This is a genomic window from Nocardioides sp. AE5 (genome assembly GCF_031844485.1).
Lineage (GTDB): Bacteria > Actinomycetota > Actinomycetes > Propionibacteriales > Nocardioidaceae > Nocardioides.
The window spans coordinates 18,143-29,888 of the sequence record NZ_JAUZVI010000010.1; the positions used below are offsets into that span (position 1 = coordinate 18,143).

Genomic DNA, 11,746 nt, shown 5'->3' on the forward strand with positions numbered 1-11,746 from the left:
GGGTCCGTCAACTGGATGACGCGCACGGACGGCCCGGTGTGACCGCAGGGTCGGCGGCGCGGAATCCGACCCCACCTACTCCCACGGAGGAACCGATGAAGACCATGACTTGCGCCGACCTCGGCGGCCCCTGCGACCTCGCGCACCGCGGCCAGACGGCCGACGAGGTGATCGTCGCCCAGGACAAGCACCTCAAGGAGGTCGTCAAGGCCGGCGACGAGGCCCACGTCCCGGCCCGTCAGGACATGAAGGGACGCTGGCGCCGGCCGAAGCAGTCAATGAACTGGTACAACGACGTCAAGCGTCGCTTCGCCGAACTCCCCGAGGACTGATCCGGGACCTGTGCCGGCGCCCGTACGGCGGGGGAAGCGGCGCTACTGGCGCTTGACGAAGATGTGGTCGCCGGCCTCGGTGATGATCTCGGCGCTCTCGCCCCCGGAGCCGATCAGGATGCCGCCGTCGGTGGCCTTGACCACGATGGTCTGGTCGGGCTGGGCGCCGACGCGACGCAGCGCCGTCATCAGCTCCTCGTCCTTCTGCATCTCCTCGGAGATGCGGCGCACGTGGACCCGCGCCTCCGCCTCGCCGGCCACCGAGGAGAGCGGCTCGACGCCGTCCATGAACTCCTCGCCGACCTCCTTCTCGCCGAGCTCGTCCAGGCCGGGGATCGGGTTGCCGTACGGCGACTCGGTCGGGTGGTCGAGCAGCTCGATCAGGCGGCGCTCGACGGTCTCGGACATGACGTGCTCCCAGCGGCATGCCTCGGCGTGGACCAGTTCCCAGTCGAGACCGATCACGTCGGTCAGCAGGCGCTCGGCCAGGCGGTGCTTGCGCATCACCCGGGTGGCCAGCCGCTGGCCCTCGTCGCTCAACTGGAGGTGCCGGTCGCCCTCGACGGTGAGCAGGCCGTCGCGCTCCATCCGCGCCACGGTCTGGCTCACGGTGGGGCCGCTCTGGTGCAGGCGCTCGGCGATCCGGGCGCGCAGCGGGACAATCCCCTCCTCCACGAGTTCATAGATCGTGCGCAGGTACATCTCGGTGGTGTCGATCAGGTCGCTCACAGGGTCCATTGTGGCCCATCGCACCCAACTTTGGGACGGGGGCCTTCAACCGGCACGTCGCAGCGGCTAGGTTCGTCGGAACCGGAAAGAGGAGAAGGACCGAGCAATGCCCTCCGCTGTCGTCGAACTGGTCGTCCCGTCACGCTTCTGCGGCCCGCCCACCTCGGGGAACGGGGGCTGGAGTGCCGGTGCACTGGCCGCCCTGCTGCCACGTCCGGACGGGGACCGCGACGGGTGGCCGCCGGTCGAGGTGACGCTGCGCCAGCCCCCGCCGCTGGACGCTGCCATGGTCGTCACGCCCAGCGACGACGGGATCGTGGCCAGCTTCGGCGGCTCCGTGGTGCTCAGTGCCCGGCCGGCTCCCGAGGCGGACCCGGCACCGATCGAGCCGGTCCCCGCAGACCTCGCGCGGGCGGCCGAGGCGACGTACCCGGGCCTGGTCACCCACCCCTTCGGCACCTGCTTCTCGTGTGGCCCCGACCGGGAACCGGGCGACGGCCTGCGCATCTTCCCCGGCGTGGTGGACCCGCAGGACGGCCTGCAACGGGTCGCGGCGACCTGGGTGCCGCACGAGAGCCTGGCGGACACCGCGCACGCCCCGACGTACGACGGCGCCGACGGGCCACCGCGAGCCGCACTGCCGGTGACCTGGGCGGCCCTCGACTGCGCCGGCGCTTGGTCGGCCGATGTCGGGGAACGGATGATGGTGCTCGGCCGGATGACCGCGGCCGTCGACGCCCTTCCCGTGATCGGCGAGGAGCACGTCGTACTGGGCCTCCACCACCGCACCGAGGGACGCAAGTCGTTCACCACCACCACGATCCTCGACGCCGACGAGCGGGTGGTCGCACGCGCCGAACAGGTCTGGATCAGCATCGATCCCCCGCAGCCGGGACAGGAGTAGGCCATGGAGTCGGGTGTGCCGTGGTGGCGGGATGCGGTCATCTACCAGGTCTATGTCCGCTCGTTCGCCGACAGTGACGGCGACGGCATCGGTGACCTGCCCGGGATCACCGCGCGCCTGGACCATCTGGCCGACCTCGGCGTGGATGCGCTCTGGTTGACGCCGTTCTACACCTCGCCGCAACACGACCATGGCTATGACGTGGCCGACCCCTGCGACGTCGATCCGCTCTTCGGTGACCTGGCCGACTTCGACGCACTCGTGACCCGCGCGCACGGGCTGGGGTTGCGGGTCGTGGTCGACCTGGTCCCCAACCACACCTCCAGCGAGCACGCCTGGTTCCGCGCAGCACTCGCCGCCGGCCCGGGCAGCCCGGAACGGGACCGCTACCACTTCGTCGCCGCCGACGAGCCGCCCAATGCCTGGGGCTCCATGTTCGGCGGCCCGGCCTGGACCCGGGTCGACGACGGTGAGTGGTATCTCCACATCTTCGACACCACCCAGCCCGACCTGAACTGGCGCAACTCCGAGGTCGCCGCGATGTACGAGGGTGTGTTGCGGTTCTGGCTGGACCGCGGCGTCGACGGCTTCCGGATCGACGTGGCGCACGGCCTCTTCAAGGCGCCGGGGTTGCCGAACCGCGTCGATGGTGGACCGGACCCGGCCTTCGACCAGCCCGAGGTGCACGAGGTCTACCGCGCCTGGCGCAGGATCCTGGACTCCTATCCGGGTGATCGGATGGCCGTGGCGGAGGCTTGGGTGGAGACGCCCGAGGCGATGGCGCGCTACCTGCGTCCCGACGAACTGCACCAGGCGTTCAACTTCCACTGGCTCTCCGCCGAGTGGTCCGCGCCGGCCTTCCGGTCGGTGATCGCGACCACCCTGGCCGACCTGGCCCAGGTCGGTGCTGCGCCGACGTGGGTGCTGGGCAACCACGACGTGGTCCGCGCCCCGACCCGCTATGGCGGGGGTGCCGTGGGCGCTGCGCGGGCCCGCGCCGCCGCGCTGACGATGCTGGCGCTGCCCGGTTCGACGTACGTCTACCAGGGCGAGGAGCTCGGCCTGGCCGAGGTGGACGTGGCGCCCGAGCACTGGCAGGACCCGTTCGCGGTGCGCACCGGCGTCGTCGGGCGCGACGGGTGCCGCGTGCCGATCCCGTGGTCCGGTACGACGGCGCCCTATGGCTTCGGCCCCGGCGCGGGGCAGCCGTGGATTCCGCAACCCGACGACTGGGCATCGGTGAGCGTGGCCGCGCAGACCGGCGTGGAGGGTTCGACGCTGGAGCTCTACCGCGACGCGCTGCGAGTACGCCGGAGGGTCGTACGCGGCCTGGAGGACCAGGTGGAACTGCTCGACGCGGGCGAGGACGTACTCGCCTTCCGCCGCGGTGCACTGCAGGTCATGCTCAACGCCGGAGACGCACCGATCGACCTGCCGCCGGGCGAGGTGCTCATCGCCAGCGCACCGCTGGTCGGGGGTGGCCTGCCTGCCGATGCGGCGGCCTGGATCCGCCTGCCCTGAACCGCCTGACTGTGCTGGTCCGGGCGGGGATCAATAAATCCCTTGCCGCTGTCTGGGCCACGTCGTACCTTGGTGGGACACGGGAAAGGAGGTGGTCCGATCAATGATTGGTTTTGGGACTCGTGAGGTGGCTGCCGGCTAGCAGCTCCACTGCTGCGGCCCCATTCCGGGCCACGCTGGCAGTGTCGTAGCCGCCAGCAATCCAACGGCAGTCACCCGACCCGCAGGTGCTCCGGACGTCAGTCCACCGGAGGCGGCCGCAGGTCCCCACCAGGGGAAACCGCGCCACACCTGCGGGTCGCTCCATTTCCGTCGAGGCGGCACGTGTTGACGCACTGGACTGTCGAGGCGGCGTCAATTAACGCCGCCTCGGCGTCGTACGGCGTCGACTCGTGCCGCCTCGACGTCATTTCCTGTCAACTCGTGCCGCCTCGACGAGATGGGGAGGGCTACAGGTGGCGCTGCCAGGGGGCTGCCGCCTCCAGTTGGCCGGCCAGGGAGAGCAACAGGTCCTCCTGGCCCATCTGCGCCACGAACTGGACGCCGATCGGGAGGCCGTCGGCGTCCGTGCCCAGCGGCACCGACATCCCCGGCATCCCGGTGGTGTTGAAGGCGCTGGTCCACGCCGCGAAGTCACCGGCCCGCTGGTACATGCCCTCCACGTCGCTGGTGTCGAGCACGCCGAGTGCCGGCACCCGCATGGCCAGCGTCGGCATCACCATCACGTCGTACTGGGTGAAGTGGGCGCCGATCTGCCAGCCGAGCTGCTGCACCGCCTGCAGGCCACGCACCAGGTCGCTGGCCGGCAATTGCGCGTAGTGGCCGAAGAGGACCCGGGAGAACGGTTCCAGGTCGTCCTCGGCCAGGTCCCGCCCCAGCGCAGCGAGGCGGTCCTGGATGGCGACCGCGAAGGCGACCCCCATCAACGGGGCGTTGGCGACCGCGGCCAGGCTCCGGTCGAACGGCGTCGGCATCGGCTCGACCACGTGGCCCAGCGACGCGCACAGGGCAACCGCGTCATCGAGCGCCGCCTGCACCTGCGGGTCGGTGGCCAGGTCCGCGAACGCGTCAGGTACGCCGATCCGCAGCGCCTGCGGGGCCGTCATCGCGGCGTCGAGGAAACTCGTCGCCGGGGCCGGGATCCCGATCACCGTGCCCGGCACCACCGGCGAGGCGATGTCGAGCAGCACGGCGCTGTCGCGGACCGTGGTGGTCACGGCGTGGTGCACCGAGGCCGGGGCCGCCAGCACCGAGGGCGCCGGCGCGGGGGTGACCCGGCCGCGGCTGGGCTTGAGGCCGAAGAGTCCGTTCATCGAGGCCGGGATCCGGATCGAACCGCCGCCGTCGCTGGCGTGGGCGACCGGCACCATCCCGGCGGCGACCGCGGCCGCAGAGCCACCGCTGGACCCGCCCGGTGAGCGGGCCAGGTCGCGCGGGTTGCGGGTCGGGCCGTGCAGCAGCGGTTCGGTGCTGGCATTGAGCCCGAACTCGGGGCTGTTCGTGGTGCCCAGCACCACCATCCCGGCCCGCTTGTAGCGGGCCACGAGTTCGCCGTCGACAGGCGCGATCGCGTCGGCGAAGAGGCGGCTGCCGTTCGTCGCGGGCAGGCCGGCGACCGGCATCGAGAGGTCCTTGACCAGCACGGGTACGCCGCGCAGGGGGCCCTCGGGGAGTCCGGCGTCGACCTCGGCCAGTGCCTGCTCGAAGCGTTCGTTGACCACCGCGTTCAGGGTCGGGTTGAGCGCCTCGATCCGTGCGATCGCGGTCTCGACGAGTTCGCGAGCGCCCACCTCGCCGGAGCGGACCAGTTCGGCCATCCCGACCGCATCGGTCTCCGGCAGGCTCGGTGCCCCCGACGTGTCGATCCGGCCCCGGTCCACCGCGTCCGCCTGGCTCATCAGGCGACTCCGACGGCCGGGTCGCCCGGGGAGGCCGGGTCGGCGCCGGCCGCTGCGGCACCAGCTGCGGCGGCCGGGCCAGCCCCGTCGACGGCCACGTGGTGGCACGCCACGAAGTGTCCGGTGGCGATCTCGCGCAGTTCCGGTTCCTCGGCCGCGCACAGGTCGGTGGCCAGCGGGCAGCGGGTCCGGAACCGGCAACCCGACGGCGGGTTCAGCGGCGAGGGCAACTCGGTCACGCCGGCCGACTGCGGCTTCTCGGCGGCCAGGTCACCGACCACCGGGTCGTCGGTCGAGGCGATCTCCTCGCCACCGGGGATCGAGGCGATCAGGGTCCGGCTGTAGGGGTGCACGGCGCGGACGTGCATGTCGTTGCTGGGCAGCACCTCGCACGTCTTGCCCAGGTAGAGCACCATCACCCGGTCGCTGATGTTCTTCACCACGGAGACGTCGTGGGCGATGAAGATCATCGACAGGTCATAGTTCTGCTTGGTCCGCTCGAGCAGGTTCAGGATCTGGGCCTGCACCGAGACGTCGAGGGCGGAGACCGGCTCGTCGCAGATCAGCACGTCCGGGTTCATCATCAGCGCCCGGGCGATGCAGACCCGCTGGCACTGGCCACCGGAGAGTTCGTGCGGGCGGCGGTCCCAGACCGCGTCGGGATCCAGGCCGACGGCGACCAGCGTCTCGCGGATCGCGGTGTCGAGGTCGTCGCCGTCGAAGCCCCAGATCTTCAGGCCCTCGGCGACCAGCGCGTGCACCTTGCGCCGCGGGTTCAGCGAGGAGACCGGGTCCTGCATGATCATCTGCATCCGGGCCCGCTTGCGGCGCAGGTCGGCGCTCCGGAGCCCGGTCAGTTCGGTGCCCTGCAGGCGGACCGACCCCTTGGTCGGGGACGGCTCCTGCATGATCGCGCGCCCTGCGCTGGACTTGCCACAGCCGGACTCGCCCAGGATGCCGAGTGTCTCGCCGGGGAGCAGGTCGATGTTCATGCCGGAGACGGCATGGACCACCTGTCGCCGACCGACCGGGAACTCGACGACCATCTGGTCGACCGAGAGCACCGGATCGGCGTCGGGGCGCATGTGCGCGGTGCCGCTGCCTGCCATCTCAGTTCACCTCCTGGGTGGGGGACGCGGTGGCGGCCGCATTCGCCGGCTCACCGGCGGAGGATTCCGCCGCCCGGTCGCCGGAGGCGACGAGGGGGAAGTGGCACGCGGCCAGGTGGGTGGCACCGGTTGCGTCGCCGAGTTCACGCAGGGCCGGGTCCTCGGTGCGGCACCGGTCCACGGTGAAGCGGCAGCGCGGCGCGAACCGGCACCCCACCGGCGGGTTCAACAGGTTGGGCGGCGTCCCCTCGATCGCCCGCAACACCGTGTGCGGGTCGTCGTCCAGCCGCGGGATCGAGGCCAGCAACGCCTCGGCGTACGGGTGCTCGGGAGCGTGGAAGACCCGGGAGGTCCGCGACGTCTCCACGGTGCGGCCGGCGTACATCACCGCAACCCGGTCGGTGCGTCCCTCGACGGCGCCGAGGTCGTGGCTGATCAGGATGGTGGCCATGTTGCGCTCGGCGGCGAGCGTGGCGAGCAGGTCGAGGATCTGCTTCTGCACGGTGACGTCGAGGGCGGTGGTGGGCTCGTCGGCGATGAGCAACTTGGGGTCGCAGGCCAGCGCCATCGCGATCACCACCCGCTGCCGCATCCCGCCGGAGAGTTCGTGCGGATATTGGCGCATCCGGCGCTCCGCCTCGGGGATGAAGACCTGGCGCAGCAACTCCACGGCGCGTGCGTGGGCCTCGGCCTTGTCCAGCTTGAGGTGCAGCCGCAGTGCCTCGGTGATGTGCGTGCCGACCTTCTTCACCGGGTTGAGCGAGGTCATCGGGTCCTGGAAGACCATGGCGACCTCGGGCCCCCAGAGGCGGCGGCGCTCCCGGGGCGTGATCGCGTGTACGTCGTGGCCACCGATCCGGACCTCGCCGCTGACCCGCGTGGTGGGGTTGTCGGCGATCAGGCCCATCACGGTGCGCCCGAGCACCGACTTGCCGGAGCCGGACTCGCCGACGATGCCCAGGGTCTCCCCCGCCCGCAGTGACATCGAGACGCCGTCGACCGCACCGACCGGACCGCGCGGGGTCAGGAAGGTGGTGCGCAGGTCGTTCACTTCGAGGACGAGGTCGTTGTTCGCGTTCACAGCTTTGCACTCCTCGTGTCCCAGCGCTGCTGGGCCTTCTCGCCGAGCAGGTTGAAGGCAAAGACGGTCAGGAAGAGGAAGGTGCCGGGGACCAGCACGATGTGCGGATAGTCCTCCATCGCGCCACCCTCGCCCTCGGCGACCATGTTGCCCCAGGTCGGGTCGGGCTGCTGGATGCCGAGGCCCAGGAAGCTCAACGAGGCCTCGGCGACGATCAGCACCGAGATCATCACCACTGCCATCGAGAAGACCGGCAGCACCACGTTGGGCACCAGTTCGCGCAGCATGATCCGGAACCGGGTCGCCCCCATCAGCCGTGCCGCCATCACGAACTCCCGCTGGGCGAAGGCGATCGTGTTGGCCCGGGCCAGGCGGACCATGCCGGGGATGCTCAGCAGGGAGAGGGCGAAGGCCAGGTTCCGGGTGCTGGGGGTGAGGAAGGTGCTCAGCGCGATCAGCAGGATCAGCGGCGGCACCGCGAGCAGCGCATTGGTGAAGATCCCGATGATGCTGTCGGTGCCCTTGCGGAAGTAGCCGGCGATGACACCGATGCTGCCGCCGACCACGGTGCCGATGGCGATCGCGAGGAGCGAGATGACCAACGACGTACGGGCGCCGTAGATGGAGCGGGAGAGCAGGTCGAGGCCCTGGTTGTTGGTGCCGAGCGGGTGGTCGGTGAGCAGCTGCGGCGACATGTTGATCGGCTCGTAGAGCGTCGCGGCCACGTTGTTGTGCTCGCCCAGCGGCAGCACCGGGGCCAGGATCGCGGCGAGCACGATGCCCACCAGCCAGATCATCGCCAGGTTGAAGAGCAGGTCGGTCCGCTTGCCGCGGATCCCGAGCAGCAGCCGGGACAGGCCCTGGTAGGTCACGGCCAGGCCGAGCAGGAAGAGCAGCGCCTTCACGGCCAGGACCAGGGCCGGCGTGCTCCACCCGAAGGCGGTCAGCGCAATGCCGGCGACGAGCAGCGCGGCGCCGGTGGCCAGTGTGCGGGGGCGGTTGACGGAGTTGTCAGGCATGAACACGGCGCGTCCTGGGGTCGAGGTAGCCATAGGAGGCATCGATGGTCGCGTTGATGGCGACGTAGGCGATCGCGATCACCAGCACTGCGCCCTGCACCAGCGGGAAGTCGCCCTGGTTGGCGGCGGTGATGATCATGCTGCCCATGCCCGGCAACGCGAAGAGGTATTCGACGATCACGGTGCTGCCGATCAGGCGTCCCAGGCTCAGCCCCATCAGGGTGACCAGGGAGAAGGAGGAGGGCCGCAGCGCGTCGGTGACCATGATCCGCCACGGCGGCATCCCCTTGGCCCGCGCGGCGAGGATGTAGTCCTCGTTGAGCGTGGTGATCAGGTCGTTGCGCAGGATCCGGGTGAAGAGCGCCAACTCGGTCAGCGCGATCACGAAGGCCGGCAGCAACGCGTGGTGCAGGTTGCCGATCGGGTCCTCGCCCAGGCGCACCCACTGGGCGCGGGGGAACCAGCCCAGCCCGTTGGCGAAGACCATGATCAGGATCAGGCCGGCTAGGAAGGACGGCACCGAGAGGGTGGCGAACATCGAGGCGGAGATGATCCGGTCCACGGCGCCACCTGCGTGGGAGGCCGACCACATCGCCAGCGGGACGGCCAGGAGCAGGGCCAGGACCAGGCCCATCACCGCGAGCTGGAGGCTGACCGGGAAGGCGCCCAGGATCCGGTCGACCACATCGCTTTGCGGGGGCACCAGCGAGTTGCCGAGGTCACCGGTGACGGCGCCGGAGAGCCAGTCCCAGTAGCGGCTCAGCAGCGGGTCGTTGAGGCCGAGCTCCTGGCGCAGTTCCGCATACGCCTCCGGCGGGTGGCCCTCGCCGAGGATGCTCACGGCAGGGTCGCCGGGCATCAGGGTGATCATGGCGAAGACGCCGAAGCTGACCACGAAGAGCACGGCCAGCAGTTCGCCACCGCGGAGCAGGAAGCGGCGCATCAGTGGCCGTCCTCCCTCAGGAGGCTTCGGACCGGCTGCGTCATCAGCGGAGTCCCTTCATCGGTTCGGGCACGACAGGGACGGCCTCACGAAGTGCCGGCTCCCTGCCATACCGGTGGAGTCCATGCAGGCTAGGTCGGGTGACCCTGCCCACAGCGGGAAAGATCCCACTCACCGGAACCGTTGCCCGCCCCGATCCGCACCGGCCCGGCGGGCGGCTCAGCAGAAAGCGAGTACGCCGCCGCGCAGCGCCGTACGGTCGCCCACGCCGGCCTCGAAGCGGACCGCTCCGGGCGCCTCCCACAGGCGTACGTCGAGGGGTTCGCCGGGAAATACCGGTGCCGCGAAGCGGGCCTCGAGGTGGGACAGGTCGGCCGGGTGTACGTCGTACGCCGCGGCGACGGCGAGCGAGGTGGTGGCCACCGTGCACAGCCCGTGCATGAACGGGCGGGCCTGGCCGGCGGCGCGGGCCGCGACCGGGTCGACGTGCATCGCATGCCGGTCCCCCAGCAGCCGGTAGAGGACGGCCTGGTCGGCGCGGGTCGCCACCGCCAGGCTCCGGTCGGGCGCACCCTCCGGGAGTGCGGGCGAGGCCGGTCCCCGTTCCCCGCCGAAACCGCCCGCGCCGGGCGCGAAGAGCGACCAGGTGGCCACGAAATAGTCGCTGGCGACCTCCACGTCGAAGACCGCGGCCGACCCCTTGTCATGGACCGCCGCGACCCGGGCGGACATCGCCACCTCACCGGCGCGCGGCAGCGGCTTGAGCACGTCGAGGCGTTGCGCGCCGTGGACCGCCGTGCTGGTGTCGAAGGCACCGGCAGCCCCCAGCGCATCCGGGGCCCACTGGGCCAGGGTCAGTCCGAAGCCGGGCAGCACCCGGAGGCGGTCCTCGTGGACCAGGTCGAGTGCCTCCGGGTTCGCACCGACCGCGAGCGCGAAGAGGATCGGGTCCCGATCGTCGTACCCGACCGTCCGCTCGCCGAGGGGACGGCCGACCCAGGCACCGGCGTCCGTGTCCCGGTGATGGCCGGGCACCGCCTCACACTCCGAGCACGAGGGCACTGGTCGGCACGCCGGTGCCCGCGGTGACCACCGCGTTCGCGACCTCGCCGGGCTGGTTGACCGAGGTGCCCCGGATCAGCCGGACCCCCTCGGCGATCCCGTTCATCCCGTGCAGGTAGGCCTCGCCGAGCTGGCCGCCGTGGGTGTTGGTGGGCAGCCTTCCGTCGAGCTCGAGGTGGCCGTCGGCGATGAAGTGCCGGGCCTCGCCGGGCTTGCAGAAGCCGAGCTCCTCCAACTGGGGCAGCAGGAACGGGGTGAAGTGGTCATAGAGCACTGCGGCGTCCATGTCCTCGGGGCGCAGCCCCGACTGTGCCCACAACTGCCGTCCGACCACACCCATCTCCGGCAGGCCGGTGATGTCGGGGCGGTAGTAGGAGGTCATCATGTGCTGGTCCCTGGCCTGCCCCTGGGCAGCGGCGCGGATGATCGCCGGCGTGTGCGGCAGGTCCTTGGCCCGCTCGGCGGAGACCACGACCATCGCCTGGCCACCGTCGGTCTCCTGGCAGCAGTCCAGCAGGTGCAGCGGCTCGGCGATCCAGCGGCTGGCCTGGTGCTCGGCCAGGGTGATCGGCCGCTCGTAGAACCAGGCGTTCGGGTTGGTGGCGGCGTGCTTGCGGGCCAGCACCGCGACCCGGCCGAAGTCCTCGGAGGTGGCGCCGTACTCGTGCATGTAGCGGCTGGCGAACATCGCCACCCACTGCGCCGGCGTGGAGAGGCCGAACGGCGTCATCCACGAGTACGCCGCGCGGTCGGCGTTGGTGTCCATCGGGCGGTTGGCCTGGCCCAGGCCATAGCGTTCGCCGGAGCGTTCGTTGAAGGCGCGCCAGCAGACCACCACTTCGGCGAGTCCGGAGTGGATCGCCGCGGCCGCCTGGGCGACGGTGCCGGCCGCGGCGCCACCGCCGTGGTGGACCCGCGAGAAGTAGGTCAGGTCGCCGATGCCGATGTTGCGCGCGACGTGGTTCTCCGAGCTGGACTCGGCGGTGAAGGTGACCATCCCGTCCACGTCGGAGGGCTTGAGGCCGGCGTCGGCGATGGCCGCCTGGACGGCCTCGCAGGCGAGTTGCAGTTCGCTGCGCCCGGACGCCTTGGAGAACTCGGTGGCGCCGATGCCGACGATGGCGGCGGATCCGGAGAGGTTGCCCATC

11 protein-coding genes are annotated in these 11,746 nt (G+C 71.0%); 3 read left to right on the forward strand and 8 right to left on the reverse strand.

Annotated features, from left to right (window positions below; translation table 11 throughout):
• Positions 1 to 95: 95 nt before the first annotated feature.
• Positions 96 to 332, forward strand: coding sequence for a hypothetical protein (locus tag Q9R27_RS14275; RefSeq protein ID WP_311253060.1), 237 nt, complete (start codon positions 96 to 98; stop codon positions 330 to 332).
• 42 nt (positions 333 to 374) lie between these two features.
• Here the strand turns inward: Q9R27_RS14275 and Q9R27_RS14280 are convergent, their stop codons facing one another.
• Complete coding sequence (locus Q9R27_RS14280; RefSeq protein WP_311253061.1) at positions 375 to 1,061, reverse strand: metal-dependent transcriptional regulator; 687 nt, start codon at positions 1,059 to 1,061, stop codon at positions 375 to 377.
• A gap of 106 nt (positions 1,062 to 1,167) precedes the next feature.
• Here Q9R27_RS14280 and Q9R27_RS14285 point away from each other — a divergent pair, with 106 nt between their 5' ends.
• Positions 1,168 to 1,965: a hypothetical protein gene (locus tag Q9R27_RS14285; RefSeq protein ID WP_311253062.1), complete on the forward strand. Its 798-nt coding sequence runs from the start codon at positions 1,168 to 1,170 to the stop codon at positions 1,963 to 1,965.
• Positions 1,966 to 1,968: 3 nt separating this feature from the next.
• Positions 1,969 to 3,486 carry a glycoside hydrolase family 13 protein gene (locus Q9R27_RS14290; protein ID WP_311253063.1) on the forward strand — a complete coding sequence of 506 codons (1,518 nt, stop codon included), beginning with the start codon at positions 1,969 to 1,971 and terminating at the stop codon, positions 3,484 to 3,486.
• Between the two features lie 449 nt (positions 3,487 to 3,935).
• Here Q9R27_RS14290 and Q9R27_RS14295 read toward each other — a convergent pair whose 3' ends face one another.
• From Q9R27_RS14295 to Q9R27_RS14325, 7 genes are all read right to left on the reverse strand, one after another.
• Positions 3,936 to 5,384, reverse strand: coding sequence for an amidase family protein (locus Q9R27_RS14295; RefSeq protein ID WP_311253064.1), 1,449 nt, complete (start codon positions 5,382 to 5,384; stop codon positions 3,936 to 3,938).
• Positions 5,384 to 6,493: an oligopeptide/dipeptide ABC transporter ATP-binding protein gene (locus Q9R27_RS14300; RefSeq protein ID WP_311253065.1), complete on the reverse strand. Its 1,110-nt coding sequence runs from the start codon at positions 6,491 to 6,493 to the stop codon at positions 5,384 to 5,386. The genes Q9R27_RS14295 and Q9R27_RS14300 overlap by 1 nt, the downstream gene beginning before the upstream one ends.
• Before the next feature lies 1 nt (position 6,494).
• Positions 6,495 to 7,574: an ABC transporter ATP-binding protein gene (locus Q9R27_RS14305; protein ID WP_311253066.1), complete on the reverse strand. Its 1,080-nt coding sequence runs from the start codon at positions 7,572 to 7,574 to the stop codon at positions 6,495 to 6,497.
• Positions 7,571 to 8,593, reverse strand: a complete 1,023-nt coding sequence (locus Q9R27_RS14310; RefSeq protein ID WP_311253067.1) for an ABC transporter permease — start codon at positions 8,591 to 8,593, stop codon at positions 7,571 to 7,573. The genes Q9R27_RS14305 and Q9R27_RS14310 overlap by 4 nt, the downstream gene beginning before the upstream one ends.
• The gene (locus Q9R27_RS14315) at positions 8,586 to 9,536 is read right to left on the reverse strand and encodes an ABC transporter permease (RefSeq protein ID WP_311253068.1); all 951 of its coding nucleotides are present in this window, start codon (positions 9,534 to 9,536) and stop codon (positions 8,586 to 8,588) included. Before Q9R27_RS14315 ends, Q9R27_RS14310 begins: the two co-directional genes overlap by 8 nt.
• A gap of 219 nt (positions 9,537 to 9,755) precedes the next feature.
• Positions 9,756 to 10,571, reverse strand: a complete 816-nt coding sequence (locus Q9R27_RS14320; protein ID WP_311253069.1) for a MaoC/PaaZ C-terminal domain-containing protein — start codon at positions 10,569 to 10,571, stop codon at positions 9,756 to 9,758.
• A gap of 4 nt (positions 10,572 to 10,575) precedes the next feature.
• Positions 10,576 to 11,745, reverse strand: a complete 1,170-nt coding sequence (locus tag Q9R27_RS14325) for a lipid-transfer protein (RefSeq protein ID WP_311253070.1) — start codon at positions 11,743 to 11,745, stop codon at positions 10,576 to 10,578.
• Position 11,746 lies beyond the last annotated feature (1 nt).

Coding starts and splice junctions, on each gene's coding strand:
- Q9R27_RS14275 (WP_311253060.1), top strand. CDS start 96: ATGAAGACCATGACTTGCGCCGACCTCGGCGGCCCCTGCGACCTCGCG.
- Q9R27_RS14285 (WP_311253062.1), top strand. CDS start 1,168: ATGCCCTCCGCTGTCGTCGAACTGGTCGTCCCGTCACGCTTCTGCGGC.
- Q9R27_RS14290 (WP_311253063.1), top strand. CDS start 1,969: ATGGAGTCGGGTGTGCCGTGGTGGCGGGATGCGGTCATCTACCAGGTC.
- Q9R27_RS14295 (WP_311253064.1), bottom strand. CDS start 5,384: ATGAGCCAGGCGGACGCGGTGGACCGGGGCCGGATCGACACGTCGGGG.
- Q9R27_RS14300 (WP_311253065.1), bottom strand. CDS start 6,493: ATGGCAGGCAGCGGCACCGCGCACATGCGCCCCGACGCCGATCCGGTG.
- Q9R27_RS14310 (WP_311253067.1), bottom strand. CDS start 8,593: ATGCCTGACAACTCCGTCAACCGCCCCCGCACACTGGCCACCGGCGCC.
- Q9R27_RS14315 (WP_311253068.1), bottom strand. CDS start 9,536: ATGCGCCGCTTCCTGCTCCGCGGTGGCGAACTGCTGGCCGTGCTCTTC.
- Q9R27_RS14325 (WP_311253070.1), bottom strand. CDS start 11,745: ATGGGCAACCTCTCCGGATCCGCCGCCATCGTCGGCATCGGCGCCACC.